The 14,296-nt window shown below is 59.6% G+C and carries 12 protein-coding genes; 3 read left to right on the top strand and 9 right to left on the bottom strand.

What is annotated here, in order from left to right; genetic code table 11:
• Window positions 1–42: 42 nt before the first annotated feature.
• The 3 genes from rpoD to rpsU form a co-directional block, all read right to left on the bottom strand.
• On the bottom strand, window positions 43–1,890 hold the full coding sequence (rpoD, locus tag AD659_RS25265) for an RNA polymerase sigma factor RpoD (protein WP_003177680.1): 1,848 nt from the start codon (window positions 1,888–1,890) through the stop codon (window positions 43–45).
• 67 nt (window positions 1,891–1,957) lie between these two features.
• Window positions 1,958–3,916, bottom strand: a complete 1,959-nt coding sequence (gene dnaG, locus AD659_RS25260) for a DNA primase (RefSeq protein WP_053125949.1) — start codon at window positions 3,914–3,916, stop codon at window positions 1,958–1,960.
• A gap of 475 nt (window positions 3,917–4,391) precedes the next feature.
• The gene (gene rpsU / locus AD659_RS25250) at window positions 4,392–4,607 is read right to left on the bottom strand and encodes a 30S ribosomal protein S21 (RefSeq protein ID WP_002551877.1); all 216 of its coding nucleotides are present in this window, start codon (window positions 4,605–4,607) and stop codon (window positions 4,392–4,394) included.
• A 199-nt stretch (window positions 4,608–4,806) separates the two neighbouring features.
• Between rpsU and tsaD the strand changes: the two genes are divergently transcribed.
• Window positions 4,807–5,832 (top strand): tRNA (adenosine(37)-N6)-threonylcarbamoyltransferase complex transferase subunit TsaD, encoded by a 1,026-nt coding sequence (tsaD, locus tag AD659_RS25245; RefSeq protein WP_053125945.1) that lies wholly within the window; start codon window positions 4,807–4,809, stop codon window positions 5,830–5,832.
• An 8-nt stretch (window positions 5,833–5,840) separates the two neighbouring features.
• Here tsaD and plsY read toward each other — a convergent pair whose 3' ends face one another.
• Window positions 5,841–6,410: a glycerol-3-phosphate 1-O-acyltransferase PlsY gene (gene plsY / locus AD659_RS25240; protein WP_003206189.1), complete on the bottom strand. Its 570-nt coding sequence runs from the start codon at window positions 6,408–6,410 to the stop codon at window positions 5,841–5,843.
• A 74-nt stretch (window positions 6,411–6,484) separates the two neighbouring features.
• Here plsY and folB point away from each other — a divergent pair, with 74 nt between their 5' ends.
• On the top strand, window positions 6,485–6,838 hold the full coding sequence (gene folB / locus AD659_RS25235) for a dihydroneopterin aldolase (RefSeq protein ID WP_039590767.1): 354 nt from the start codon (window positions 6,485–6,487) through the stop codon (window positions 6,836–6,838).
• Complete coding sequence (gene folK / locus AD659_RS25230) at window positions 6,829–7,347, top strand: 2-amino-4-hydroxy-6-hydroxymethyldihydropteridine diphosphokinase (RefSeq protein ID WP_053125943.1); 519 nt, start codon at window positions 6,829–6,831, stop codon at window positions 7,345–7,347. The genes folB and folK overlap by 10 nt, the downstream gene beginning before the upstream one ends.
• A 150-nt stretch (window positions 7,348–7,497) precedes the next feature.
• Here folK and AD659_RS25225 read toward each other — a convergent pair whose 3' ends face one another.
• The 5 genes from AD659_RS25225 to glpE form a co-directional block, all read right to left on the bottom strand.
• Entirely contained in the window at window positions 7,498–8,724 is a 1,227-nt protein-coding gene (locus AD659_RS25225) for a multifunctional CCA addition/repair protein (RefSeq protein ID WP_053125941.1), read from the bottom strand.
• Window positions 8,725–8,787: 63 nt separating this feature from the next.
• Complete coding sequence (locus AD659_RS25220) at window positions 8,788–10,353, bottom strand: SpoVR family protein (RefSeq protein ID WP_053125939.1); 1,566 nt, start codon at window positions 10,351–10,353, stop codon at window positions 8,788–8,790.
• On the bottom strand, window positions 10,350–11,621 hold the full coding sequence (locus AD659_RS25215) for a YeaH/YhbH family protein (RefSeq protein WP_014340517.1): 1,272 nt from the start codon (window positions 11,619–11,621) through the stop codon (window positions 10,350–10,352). The genes AD659_RS25220 and AD659_RS25215 overlap by 4 nt, the downstream gene beginning before the upstream one ends.
• Window positions 11,622–11,734: 113 nt before the next feature.
• On the bottom strand, window positions 11,735–13,657 hold the full coding sequence (locus AD659_RS25210) for a PrkA family serine protein kinase (protein WP_053125937.1): 1,923 nt from the start codon (window positions 13,655–13,657) through the stop codon (window positions 11,735–11,737).
• Window positions 13,658–13,956: 299 nt separating this feature from the next.
• Complete coding sequence (gene glpE, locus AD659_RS25205; protein ID WP_053125936.1) at window positions 13,957–14,286, bottom strand: thiosulfate sulfurtransferase GlpE; 330 nt, start codon at window positions 14,284–14,286, stop codon at window positions 13,957–13,959.
• Between the last annotated feature and the right edge of the window lie 10 nt (window positions 14,287–14,296).

Raw genomic sequence — 14,296 nt, 5'->3', positions numbered from 1 at the left:
TGTGCATAACAAAACCCCCGGCAGGGCCGGGGGTTTTGAAGGTCACTCGTCGAGGAAGGAGCGCAGGTGCTCGCTTCGCGTCGGGTGGCGCAGTTTGCGCAACGCCTTGGCTTCGATCTGGCGAATCCGCTCACGGGTGACATCGAACTGCTTACCGACTTCCTCGAGGGTGTGGTCGGTATTCATGTCGATGCCGAAGCGCATGCGCAGTACCTTGGCTTCACGGGCAGTGAGGCCGGAGAGTACTTCGCGAGTCGCTTCCTTGAGACTCTCGACCGTGGCGACATCGATCGGAGACTGCATGGTGGAGTCTTCGATGAAGTCACCCAGATGGGAGTCTTCGTCATCGCCGATCGGGGTTTCCATGGAGATCGGCTCTTTGGCGATCTTCAATACCTTGCGGATCTTGTCCTCAGGCATTTCCATGCGTTCGCCCAGCTCTTCCGGCGTCGGTTCGCGACCCATTTCCTGCAGCATCTGGCGGGAAATGCGGTTGAGCTTGTTGATCGTCTCGATCATGTGCACCGGGATACGGATGGTGCGGGCCTGGTCGGCGATCGAGCGAGTGATCGCCTGACGGATCCACCAGGTGGCATAAGTCGAGAACTTGTAGCCGCGACGGTATTCGAACTTGTCCACCGCTTTCATCAGGCCGATGTTGCCTTCCTGGATCAGGTCGAGGAATTGCAGGCCGCGGTTGGTGTACTTCTTGGCGATGGAGATCACCAGACGCAAGTTCGCTTCGACCATCTCTTTCTTCGCGCGGCGGGCCTTGGCCTCGCCGATCGACATGCGACGGTTGATGTCCTTGATCTCGGCGATGCTCAGGCCGGTCTCGGCCTCCAGCGCACTCAGCTTCTGCTGGCAACGAACGATGTCCGGTTGCAGGCGGGCAATGGCTTCAGCGTATTTGCTCTTGCCCTTGGCCAGTGCATCGGTCCAGCTTTCGTCGACTTCATTGCCCGGGAACTGGCGCAGGAAATCGGCACGCGGCATGCGGGCATCACGCACGCAAAGCTGCATGATCGCGCGCTCTTGCTGACGCAAGCGATCCAGGGCACTGCGAACACGCTCGACCAGGCCTTCGAACTGCTTGGGCACCAGCTTGATCGGCATGAACAGCTCGGCCAGCGCCAACAGCTCGGCAATCGCCTGCTTGTTGTTGCGGCCATGCTTCTTCAATGCCTTGCGGGTGATTTCCATCTGATCGGCCACGGCGCCGAAGCGCTGGGCAGCGATGACCGGATCCGGACCGCTTTCGGCTTCTTCCTCGTCGTCGCTCGCTTCGGCGTCGTCGTCATCGGTGTCGTCGTCGGCCTTGGCGGCTTTCGCGTCGATCGGTGGCGGCACTTCGGCGGCAGGCGGCGCAATACCGTCGTCCGGGTCGATATAGCCGCTCAAGACGTCGGACAGGCGGCCACCTTCGGTGGTGACGCGGGTGTACTCGGAGAGAATATGGTCAACCGTGCCAGGGAAGTGCGCGATTGCGCCCATCACTTCACGGATGCCTTCTTCAATACGCTTGGCGATTTCGATTTCGCCTTCACGTGTGAGGAGCTCTACGGTACCCATTTCACGCATGTACATGCGCACGGGGTCCGTGGTGCGACCTATGTCGGTCTCGACCGCTGCCAACGCTGCGGCCGCTTCTTCAGCGGCCGCCTCGTCGGTATCGGCGTCGGCCAGCATAAGGGCATCCTTATCTGGAGCAACCTCGAATACGTTGATCCCCATGTCGTTGATCATGCGGATGATGTCTTCCACCTGTTCCGGATCTGAAATATCCTCCGGCAGGTGGTCGTTGACCTCCGCGTAAGTCAGGTAGCCCTGCTCACGACCCAATAGGATCAACTCTTTGATACGAGACTGCTGTTGCGCTTTTCCGGACATAACACCCTATCCACTGAAGGTCTTGGCGGGCAAAAAACAAGCCGAGGATTATACCTGAGCTGTGACCTCACGCGCCAGTTGAGGTCGGGTTTGATGCGCAAACATTGCGGCTGAGTAAGTCGCGCAATTGGTTTTTCTCTTCGCTGGTCAACTCGCTCTGGCGAGCTTTTCGCAGAAGTTGTTCCAGGTTTCGCTCGCGTTGGCGGGCGGACAAGCTAGTAATGGTGTCGAAAAACTGTTGTTCAAGGTTGTCTCCACTAATCAGCCACTCCTTCTCGGCCAGGGCCTTCAAAAGGCGCCCCTGCTCGGTGCCATGCCACCGCGCGATCAACTGGAAAGAGTTAAGCTTGGGGTTCTTCTGCACGGCTTCAAGGAGTGCGACCAGCAATTGCGTATTGCTGTGGTCCTCGGCGGCGAAGTGCCCGGCATCCTCTACTTTTTCGGCCAGTTGCGGGTAATGCAGCAAGGTGCGCAAGGCGGCCAGTGTTGGTGGTTCGACGGCGGCCGGCACGCGCGGGGCACGTGGCTGGTCGCGATCGCCGCGCTTGCCGTTCTTGTCCCAGGGTTTCTTGTCCCATTTCTTGCCACCGCTGCCGGTTTTTTTTGGCGTCCATTCCTGCTGCGGGGCGTAGTCCTGCTGGGGTTGATGATAGCCGGCGAAATCCGGCATCGCGTCGTAATCGATGCCCGGGTCATACGCTGGCGGCGCCTCCTGGGGGGCGCTGTGCACCAGTTGATTGACCGCTTCGCTGTTGAGGCCGGTGATCTCGGTCAGGCGCTGGCGCATGAGGGTGCGCAGGTTGGCGCCGGGCACCTTGTCGATCAGCGGTGCCGCGAGGGTGGCCATGTGGGCCTTGCCTTCGAGGGAGCGTGGATCGGCTTCTTCAGTTAACTGCTGGAAAAAATAGTCGGCCAACGGTTGTGCGTGCTGGTTGATCCGCGCGCGGAACGCGTCGGTGCCTTCGGAGCGCACCAGGGTGTCCGGGTCCTCGCCCTCGGGCAGGAACAGGAAGCGTGCCCGGCGCCCATCCTGCAGGCACGGCAAGGTGGCCTCCAGTGCGCGCCAGGCGGCATTGCGGCCGGCCTGGTCGCCGTCGAAGCAGAACAGCACGTTGGGCACGACGCGAAACAGGCGCTTCATGTGCTCTTCGCTGGTGGCCGTGCCCAGGGTCGCGACGGCGTTGCGCAAACCTTGCTGGGCCAGGGCGATGACGTCCATGTAGCCTTCCACGACGATGATTTCGTCGAGGTTGCGGTTGTTCTTGCGCGCTTCGTATAGGCCATAGAGTTCCTGGCCCTTATGGAACACCGGGGTTTCCGGGGAGTTCAGGTATTTTGGCTTGTCGTCGCCCAGCACTCGGCCACCAAAGGCGATGATCCGCCCGCGTGTGTCGCGGATCGGAAACATGACCCGGTCGCGGAAGCGGTCGTAGCGCTTGCCGGTTTCGGCATTCTCGATCAGCAGGCCAGCGTCGATCATGGCGCGCTGCTGCAGCGTGTCGCTGCTCAGGTGCTTGTACAGATTGTCCCAGCCGGGCGGGGCGAAGCCGAGGCCGAAGTCCCGGGCGATTTCGCCAGTCAAACCGCGGCCCTTGAGATAATCCACCGCGGCCTTGCGTGCCGGATGGCTTTTGAGGGCCTGGCGATAAAAATCCGCCGCCGCCGTCAATAGTGGGTAAAGCGGAGAATCGGTCGGCTGGCGCGGCTTGTGCGCCCGGCCGCTTTCCTCCCGGGGGATTTCCATGCCGGCGGCTTTGGCCAGCTCTTCGACTGCCTGGGGAAAGTCCAGGTTGTCGTGGTCCATGATGAAGCCGAGGGCATTGCCACCAGCGCCGCAGCCGAAGCAATAGTAGAACTGCTTGTCGGGGCTGACGCTGAAGGAGGGGGTTTTCTCTTTGTGAAACGGGCAGCAGGCGGTGTAGTTCTTGCCTGCTTTCTTCATTTGCACGCGAGAGCTGACCACGTCGACGATGTCGGTGCGGTTCAGGAGGTCGTCAATAAAGCTCTGGGGAATCAGCCCGGCCATGGCGTTCTCATCATCTGCGCGAAATAGGGGCCCGAAATCGGCAGGCGTAACTGGGTCTGGGTTTGAGGCACGCTAAATCGGTGGCTCGACCGGGTCGTCTGCATCATCGCTGTCGGGAAGTGTATCTGCCGATCATCCGCTGACGTTAATAACTATCAGCATTCGACTGTTTGAATGTGTTGCGCTGAGTCCGGTAACGGCCGGTCAGGCCTCGGATAGCTCATGAAGCGGGCACGCAGCAGGTGCCTTGGGCTGATCGTCGTTAGAGGAATCAGGGTGTGCTCGTCGGTAGCCTTGGAAGGCTCGTCAGGAAAGACGTGCACCGCTGGCAAAAAGCCAGGTCTGACGCGGTGAAGCAGGGTGTCTTGGTCGCGTCTGCGGCTTTGACAGTGAAGCATCAAGCGTTATTCCGCAAATGCCATAAGCCCGGCTTGAAGGCCGGGCTTGGCAGAAGCTTGCTACGGACGTCTGTGTATTAGTACAGACGTACGGCGCGGCGCTGTTCGCGCTGAACTTTCTTGGCGTGACGCTTAACAGCGGCTGCTGCCTTGCGCTTACGCTCAGAAGTCGGCTTCTCGTAGAATTCGCGGCTACGAACTTCAGCCAGAACACCGGCTTTTTCGCAGGAGCGCTTGAAACGACGCAGAGCTACGTCGAAGGGTTCGTTCTCTTTTACTTTGACGGCTGGCATCCAGAGCTACCTTCATTCATTACCGGGGTCAACATCCTCGCGGCAAAAGAGCACTTGAAGACGTCGGTTTTTAAGGGTTGCGGATGTTAACCCCTCAACGCTCGGAATGCAAAGCCTCTGATCGAAAACCGCTGGTCGGGGCACAACGCGACGACTATTATGCGCGCCTTCGAATTCAGCCTCTACAAGGCGCAAACCCATGCTAGTACTGGGATTAGAAACGTCCTGCGACGAAACCGGCGTCGCACTCTACGACAGTGAGCGCGGCCTGCTGGCCGATGCGCTGTTCAGCCAGATCGACCTGCACCGCGCCTATGGCGGGGTGGTGCCTGAGCTCGCCTCCCGTGATCACGTCAAGCGCATGCTGCCCTTGATCCGTCAGGTCCTGGCCGAAGCCGACTGCGTGCCGACCGAGATCGACGGCATCGCCTACACCGCCGGCCCGGGCCTGGTGGGCGCATTGCTGGTCGGTGCGTCCTGCGCCCAGGCGCTAGCCTTTGCCTGGGGTATTCCGGCCTTGGGCGTGCACCATATGGAAGGTCACCTGCTGGCGCCGATGCTCGAGTCGCAACCGCCAGAGTTTCCGTTCGTCGCTTTGTTGGTATCGGGCGGCCATACGCAGCTCATCCGGGTCGATGGAATCGGCCAATACGAGCTGCTCGGTGAAACCCTCGACGATGCCGCCGGCGAAGCGTTCGACAAAACTGCAAAAATGATGGGCCTCAATTATCCAGGTGGGCCAGAAATTTCCCGGCTGGCGACGCAAGGGGTCGAGGGGCGTTTCGTGTTCCCTCGGCCGATGTGCGACCGTCCCGGCCTGGATTTCAGTTTCAGCGGGCTGAAAACCTTTGCCCTGAACACCTGGCAGCAGTGCGTCAGCGCCGGGGACGACAGTGAGCAAGCCCGTTGCGACATCTCGCTGGCGTTCCAGCAGGCCGTGGTGGAGACTTTGACCATCAAGTGCAAGCGTGCCCTGAAGCAGGCCGGGCTCAAGCGTCTGGTGATCGCCGGCGGTGTCAGTGCGAACAAGGCTTTGCGGACATCGCTGGAGAAAATGCTCGGCGACATGAAGGGCGACGTTTACTACGCCAGGCCGGAGTTCTGTACAGATAACGGCGCGATGATCGCCTTTGCCGGCTGCCAGCGTTTGCAGGCTGGCCAGCAGGAAAGCCTGGCGATCAGCGTGCAGGCGCGCTGGCCCATGGAGCAGTTGGCGCCTTTGTGAAACGTCATTTAAAAATGCCGTTCGCGCCCGGCGAACAGGTCGCGTAGATTGCCTCGGTGGCGCCAGACGATCAGCGCCACCAGCGCGGTCATTGGTAGCAAGGCCGCCGGTTCCTGCCAGGCCAGCAACGGCAGGGTCAGCGGTGTGGCGATCAGCGCAGCCAGGGAGCTGGTGCGGGTCAGGTAGAACGTCAGCAGCCAGGCACAGACAGCCAGCAGGGCGGCGGGCGGGTACAGACCCAGCAGCATGCCGGCGGCGGTGGCGACACCCTTGCCGCCACGAAAGCGGAAGTACAGCGGGAATAGATGGCCGATGACGGCGCAGACACCGATCCAGGCCTGTTGCTGCAACGAGAGCCCTGCAAGGCTGGCGATCAACACCGGGACAAGGCCTTTGCAGAGGTCGCCCAGCAGGGTCAGGATGGCGAGTTTGCGTCCGGCCAGGCGCAGCATGTTGGTGGCGCCGGCATTGCCTGAGCCACTCATTCGCGGATCCGGGCGACCGGTCAGGCGGCTGAGCAAAATGGCGAAGGACAGCGAGCCGAGCAGGTAGGCGAGAATCGCCAGTAACCAAAACATGCTAACTATTCCGGGCGAGGACGCCCTGATTCTAACGGGGCATCGCGCCCTTGTCGTGCTGCGGAGAAGAGTGCTTGGACAGAGTGTTTATCGAGGGCCTGGAAGTCGACACGGTGATCGGTGCCTACGACTGGGAGCGAGGCATCCGACAGTGCCTGCGACTTGACCTGAGCTTCGCCTGGGACAACCGCCCAGCCGCCGCGGGCGACGACCTGACCCTGGCGCTTGACTACGCCAGCGTGTCGTCGCGCATTCAGGCATTTGCCGAACAGGCGCAGTTCCAATTGGTCGAGACCTTTGCCGAGCGGCTGGCCCAAGAGCTCATGGACGAATTCAAGATCACCTGGCTGCGCCTGAAAGTGACCAAGCCTGGCGCCGTACCGGCGGCCAGCGGCGTTGGCGTGGAGATCGAGCGCGGATGTCGCTGACTCAGGTTTTTCTCGGGCTCGGCAGCAATATCGAGCGCGAAACCCATCTGCGCGCCGGTCTTGAGGCTTTGGCCGGCTTCCTGGTGGACATGCGCTGTTCGGCCGTGTTCGAGAGCCAGCCTGTGGGTATCAAGAGCGGGCCGTTCTTCAATTTTGTCGTCTCGGCCTTCACCGACCTGCCGCTGATGGAGCTGGATCGTCGTCTCAAGTTCATCGAGGCGGACAACGGTCGCTATGCGCCGGACCGCAAGGGGCTGCCGCTGGATATCGACGTGTTGTTGTATGGCGAGCAGGTCGGCAACTTCGATGGGTTGATCCTGCCGCGTGCGGAAATCCTCAAGAATGCCTTCGTGCTGTGGCCTTTGTCGCTGATGGCGCCGGATCGGATTCATCCGGGTGTGGGCAAGAGCTTCTCCACGCTGTGGGAAGAAGCGCAGATCGATCAGGTGCTGGCGCCAGTGGCTTTCGAATGGCGAGGCCAGCCGCTGACGCCGTTGAATCTGTTGTAAGGCGGCTGCCGTCATCGCGAGCAAGCTCGCTCGCACATTAGAACTTCAGTGGCACATATCTTGTGTTCAACCGAGATCCACTGTGGGAGCGAGCTTGCTCGCGATGACGGCGGAACATTCAGCCAAAAGGCAAACTGACACGCCCCCCCTTCAGCTCGCCGCTTCCTTGTAGGCCTTCAGCGCCCTGAGACGCTCACGCTTGATCGCCTCACCCAGTTCCGGCCCTTTGAACCCCTTCTCCAACAAAGGCTGCACCGCCACTGAGCGGGCCGCCGCCGCGGCCCCCCGCAGATATTCAGCCTGTGGATAACTTCGCTCCTCAAGCCCTTTGCGTCCCCGCGCATCCATCTCGCATGCTGCAATAAATTCCTCGAAGCGCTGGGGGCGGCGATACACATCAAAACTCTGTAACAGCTCTAGCAAAGTAGACGCCTTCAGCTCAAGCGCGCGATGACCATGGGTATGATACTGGCCGACCAATAACGCCAATTCCTGACAGTCGCGGGGCGCCTTGAAACGTTCGTTGACGGCTTTGATCAGCTTCAAGCCCTTGTGCTCATGGGCGATGTGTCGCGGCCATTCGTCTTGGGGCGTCAGGCCTTTGCCCAAGTCGTGGAGCAGGCAGGCCCAGCGGACCGTCAGCGGCTGTTCGTGCTGTGCCGCTTGCTCCAGCACGCTCAGGGTATGGATGCCGGTATCGATTTCCGGGTGATGGGCTTCAGGCTGCGGCACGCCGAACAGCGCATCGACCTCGGGCATCAAGACCTGAAGGGCCGTGCAGTCACGCAAGACCTGGATAAATACCTGTGGCTGTTTTTCCATAAGGGCGCGGGAAATTTCTTTCCAACTGCGCTCGGCCGTCAATGCCTCCAGTTCGCCGGACTCGCTGAGCTGCCGCATCAGTTCAAGGGTTTCGTCCGCCACGGTGAAACCCAGCGGCGCATAACGCGCGGCAAAGCGGGCAACCCGCAGGACTCGTAGCGGATCTTCGGCGAAAGCGGGGGAAACGTGGCGCAGTACCCGGGCTTCCAGATCGCGCTGGCCATGGTACGGATCGGTCAGGTTGCCATGGTCATCTTCAGCCATGGCATTGATCGTCAAATCCCGGCGAACCAGATCCTCCTCAAGGGTCACTTCAGGACTGGCATGAAACACAAAACCGCCATAGCCGCGGCCACTCTTGCGCTCAGTGCGGGCGAGGGCGTATTCCTCGCCGGTTTTAGGGTCGAGAAATACCGGAAAGTCGGCTCCCACGGGGCGAAAACCCCTGGCGAGCATTTCCTCGGCGGTAGCCCCCACCACGACCCGATCGACGTCGGTGACGGGAATGCCCAGCAGGCGATCGCGAACGGCGCCGCCAACTTTATAGATCTGCATAAAAAACCTCCGTTGGTCCGACAGGATAACCTTTGCGTCAGACGTCCGGAGGCGAAAACGGGATCAAAGATGAATGACGGCCAGGTCCAGGCGGCCATAGTCGCCTTCGGCTTGTTCACTTCTTGGGGGGACGTGGTGGGTTTTCATGACTTGGTCGCCTTGCAAGGTTTCCAGGTGAATGTCGAACCCCCAGAGGCGATGCAGATGCTTGAGTACTTCATCGGTGGAGTCACCCAGTGGCTTGCGGTTGTGCGCCTGGTGCCGCAGGGTCAGCGAGCGATCTCCGCGGCGGTCGATGCTGTAGATCTGCACATTGGGCTCGCGATTACCCAGGTTGTATTGCGCCGCCAGAGTCTCGCGAATGATGCGGTAGCCGCTCTCATCGTGAATGGCCGGCACTACCAGGTCATCTTTCTGGTCGTCATCGAGGATGCTGAACAGTTTCAGGTCGCGGATCACCTTGGGCGACAGGTACTGCAGGATGAAGCTTTCGTCCTTGAAGCTGCTCATGGCGAATTTTATTGCGGACAACCAGTCCGAACCGGCGATTTCCGGGAACCAGCGGCGATCTTCCTCGGTGGGGTCTTCGCACATGCGCCGGATGTCGCGGTACATGGCGAAACCCAGTGCGTAAGGGTTGATGCCGCTGTAGTACGGGCTGTCGAAGCCGGGTTGGAACACTACGCTGGTGTGGGACGTCAGGAACTCCATCATGAAACCGTCGGTGACCAGGCCTTCGTCGTACAGGTCGTTCATCAGCGTGTAGTGCCAGAACGTGGCCCAGCCTTCGTTCATCACCTGGGTCTGGCGCTGTGGATAGAAATACTGGGCGATCTTGCGCACGATGCGCACGATTTCCCGCTGCCAGGGCTCCAGCAGCGGTGCATGTTTTTCAATGAAATAGAGAATGTTCTCCTGGGGCTCGGCAGGGAAACGTGCGTTGTCTTTTTCGTTGTACTTGTCCGCGCCCTTGGGAATGGTGCGCCACAGATCGTTGATCTGCTTTTGCAGGTGCTCTTCGCGGTCCTTCTGGCGCCGGCGTTCCTCTTCGGCGGAGATCGGATACGGCCGTTTGTAGCGGTCCACCCCGTAGTTCATCAGGGCGTGGCAGGAGTCCAGCAGGTCCTCCACCGCGTCGATACCGTGGCGCTCCTCGCATTGCATGATGTACTGCTTGGCGAACACCAGGTAGTCAATGATCGAACTGGCATCGGTCCACGTACGGAACAGGTAGTTGCCCTTGAAGAAGCTGTTGTGCCCGTAGCACGCGTGCGCCACGACCAGGGCTTGCATGCAGATGGTGTTTTCTTCCATCAGGTAGGCGATGCAGGGGTCGGAATTGATCACGATCTCATAGGCCAGTCCCATCTGGCCGCGGCTGTAGGATTTCTCGGTACTGAGGAAGTGCTTGCCGTAGGACCAGTGGTGATAGCCCAGCGGCATGCCGACCGACGCGTAGGCGTCCATCATTTGCTCAGCGGTGATCACCTCGATCTGGTTCGGGTAGGTGTCGAGGGCGTAACGGTCCGCGATACGGCTGATTTCGCGGTCGTAGGCCTTGATCAGGTCGAACGTCCATTCGGAGCCGGTGGAAATGGGCTGGCGCTTCTGCTCTTTTTTGGCGGTCATGTCACTAACCTGCGCTGGAAGAGTTCACGGAAGACCGGGTAGATATCCCCGGCCGAGACCAGTTGCTGTTGGGCAAATGTGTCGGAAAATGCTTCGGCAATCCGTTCGTATTCGTACCACAAGGCCTGGTGTTCCCGTGGCGTAATTTCCACATAGGTGTAGTACTGGACGAACGGCATGATCTGGTTGATCAGAATGTCGCGGCAGATCGGCGAGTCGTCGTTCCAGTTGTCACCGTCCGACGCCTGGGCCGCGTAGATATTCCATTCGTTGGCGGGGTAGCGTTCGGCCATGATTTCCTGCATCAGCTTCAGGGCGCTGGAGACGATGGTGCCGCCGGTTTCCCTGGAATAGAAGAACTCCTCTTCGTCCACCTCTCGGGCACTGGTGTGATGGCGGATGAACACCACGTCGATCTTGTCGTAATTCCGTTTGAGGAACAGGTACAACAGGATGAAGAAACGCTTGGCGATGTCCTTGGTGGCCTGGGTCATGGAACCGGAAACGTCCATCAGGCAGAACATCACCGCCTTGGAGCTGGGGTTGGGTTGTTTCACCAGCAGGTTGTACTTGAGGTCGAACGTGTCGAGGAACGGTACGCGGTGAATGCGTGCGCTAAGCTTCTCTATTTCCGCTTCCAAGTCCTGAATATCGCCAAAATTGTCGGGTTCTTCGCGTTTCAGGCGGGCCAACTCCTCCTTCGCTTCGCGCAGTTTCGCCCGGCTGCTGCCTGACAGCGCGATGCGCCGGGCGTGGGCTGAGCGGAGAGTGCGGATGATGTTGATGCGTGACGGGTTGCCTTCATTGCTAATACCGGCACGCACGGTCTTGAAGGTGTCGGTGCCGGTCAGGTTGCGCTTGACTAGGTTCGGCAGCTCCAGGTCCTCGAACATGAACTCCAGGAATTCCTCCTGGGTGATCTGGAAGACAAACTCGTCCATGCCTTCGCCAGAGTTGCCGGCTTTGCCTGGGCCTTTGCCGGCACCTCCACCCTGGGGACGGGGGATGTGCTCGCCACTGGTGAACTCCTTGTTGCCAGGGTGCACGACGGTCTGTTTGCCGCCGCGACCATGGTGAAGCACCGGCTCATCGATGTCGCGGCCGGGGATGCTGATCTGTTCGCCGTGTTCCATGTCGGTAATGGAACGCCGACTGACCGCCTCTTCAACGGCCTTCTTGATGTGATCACGGTAACGCCGCAGAAACCGCTGGCGGTTCACCGTGCTTTTGTTCTTGCCATTAAGGCGTCGGTCGATCACATAGCTCATAGGCCCCTCCGGGGGAGCTTCAAGTCGTAAGCTTCAAGCCGTAAGGGGAGTGGCGTCGAGCCTTGGGCTCAACGCCGTTCCCTTGCAGTTTGCAGCCAGAAGCTTGCCGCTGCTTACTGCGATTTCCGGACCCGCAGGTACCACTCGGAGAGCAGTCGTACCTGTTTGTCGGTGTAGCCACGTTCGACCATGCGTGTAACGAAATCGTTGTGTTTTTGCTGGTCCTCCTTGCTGGCCTTGGCGTTGAAGCTGATGACGGGCAGCAGGTCTTCGGTGTTGGAGAACATTTTCTTCTCGATGACCACCCGCAGCTTTTCATAGCTGAGCCAGGTTGGGTTCTTGCCGTTGTTGTTGGCCCGGGCGCGCAGCACGAAGTTAACGATTTCGTTGCGGAAATCCTTCGGATTGCTGATACCCGCTGGCTTCTCGATTTTTTCCAGTTCCTCGTTGAGGGCCACGCGGTTGAGGATCTCGCCGGTTTCCGGATCGCGGTATTCCTGGTCCTGGATCCAGAAGTCTGCGTACAGCACGTAGCGGTCGAAGATGTTCTGGCCGTATTCGCTGTAGGACTCCAGGTACGCCGTCTGGATTTCCTTGCCGATGAACTCGATGTAGCGCGGCGCCAGGTATTCCTTGAGGAAGCGCAGGTAACGCTCGCGGGTTTCGGCCTGGAATTGTTCCTGCTCGATCTGCTGTTCCAGCACATACAGCAGGTGAACCGGGTTGGCTGCGATCTCGTGAGGGTCGAAGTTGAAGACCTTGGACAGGATCTTGAACGCGAAGCGTGTAGACAGCCCGTTCATCCCTTCATCGACCCCGGCGTTGTCGCGGTATTCCTGGATCGATTTGGCCTTTGGATCGGTGTCCTTGAGGTTTTCACCGTCGTACACACGCATCTTCGAATAGATGTTGGAGTTTTCCGGTTCCTTGAGCCGCGACAGCACCGTGAACTGGGCCAGCATCTTCAGGGTGTCGGGGGCGCAATGAGCCTTGGACAGCGAACTGTTGAATAGCAGCTTGTCGTAGATCTTCACCTCATCGGTGACTCGCAGGCAGTACGGCACCTTGACGATATAGATCCGGTCGATGAAGGCTTCGTTGTTCTTGTTGTTGCGGAAGGTATGCCATTCCGACTCGTTGGAGTGGGCCAGCAGGATGCCGGTGAACGGAATGGCTCCCAGGCCCTCGGTGCTGTTGTAGTTGCCTTCCTGGGTAGCGGTCAGCAACGGGTGCAACACCTTGATGGGCGCCTTGAACATTTCGACGAATTCCATCAGGCCCTGGTTGGCCCGGCACAGCGCACCCGAATAGCTGTAGGCGTCGGCGTCGTTCTGTGGAAATTCTTCCAGTTTGCGGATATCGACCTTGCCCACCAGGGCCGAAATGTCCTGGTTGTTTTCGTCCCCTGGCTCGGTCTTGGCCACCGCGATCTGGTTGAGGATCGAGGGGTAGAGCTTGACCACCCGGAACTGGCTGATATCACCGCCGAACTCGGCCAGGCGCTTGGTCGCCCATGGCGACATGATGGTATTGAGGTAGCGGCGAGGAATGCCGAAGTCTTCCTCGAGGATCGCGCCGTCCTCGGTGGCGTTGAACAGCCCCAGGGGGGACTCGAACACCGGCGAGCCTTTGATGGCGTAGAAGGGCACTTTTTCGATCAGTTGCTTGAGCTTTTCGGCCAGGGACGATTTACCGCCACCCACGGGGCCGAGCAGATAAAGGATTTGCTTCTTCTCTTCCAGGCCTTGGGCGGCATGGCGGAAATAGGACACGATCTGTTCGATGCATTCTTCCATCCCGTGGAAGTCCGCAAAGGCCGGATAGCGGCGAATCACCTTGTTGGAAAAAATGCGCGAGAGCCTCGAGTTGGTCGAGGTATCCAGCAGCTCCGGTTCTCCGATGGCCAGCAACAGACGCTCCGCAGCCGATACATAGGCACTGCGGTCCTGCTTGCAGAGTTCGAGGTATTCCTGCAGCGAGTATTCCTCTTGCCGCGTGGACTCGAAACGTTGCTGGAAGTGGCTAAAAATGCTCATGACGTCACCTCGCTCGATACGTGGAGCCGGTGTCGGATCAATCAGTCGATGCTGGACAGCCCCTGGGAACCCAGTTGCCGTTTTACCCCCCAGAATGCTTTCAAGAATGCGGTTCCTGAAAGCTGACTCCCGATGACCCGCGCGCCGGTGTACCGGCTCTCCCCTGTTTTGGATGGCCTGAGGCTAAGGATAGTTCGGAATCACGGAGGTAAAGGTGGAATACGTAATTAGTTGTGGCAGACCGTTCGTCTGCCATCGCTCAAGCCCACGGTTCACGCGGGCTTGGTCGGCATAAAAAATTATTCGTCGGTGCCTTGTGCCGTTTCCGCAGGATAAGTCGTACGCCACAACTCAAATCCACCGTCCAGGCTGTAGACGTCGCTGAAGCCCTGGCTGATCAAATAAGCAGCGGCGCTTTGGCTGGAGTTGCCGTGGTAGCAAACCACGACGGTCGGTGCGTCGAGGTCGGCGGCGCGGATGAAATCGGCGATGGAATGGTTATCCAGGTGTTTGGAGCCGCGGATATGCAAAGCGGAAAAAGTGGCTGGGTCGCGGACATCGACGACGACCGCGCCTTGCTCGCGCAGGGCCTGGGCCTGTTCCGGGGGGATGCGTTTGAATTCGGTCATATGAGGGACT

It is taken from the genome of Pseudomonas thivervalensis, from assembly GCF_001269655.1.
Lineage (GTDB): Bacteria > Pseudomonadota > Gammaproteobacteria > Pseudomonadales > Pseudomonadaceae > Aquipseudomonas > Aquipseudomonas thivervalensis.
The sequence above is the reverse complement of the archived record's forward strand: the minus strand, read 5'-3'. Positions and strand labels throughout refer to the sequence as shown.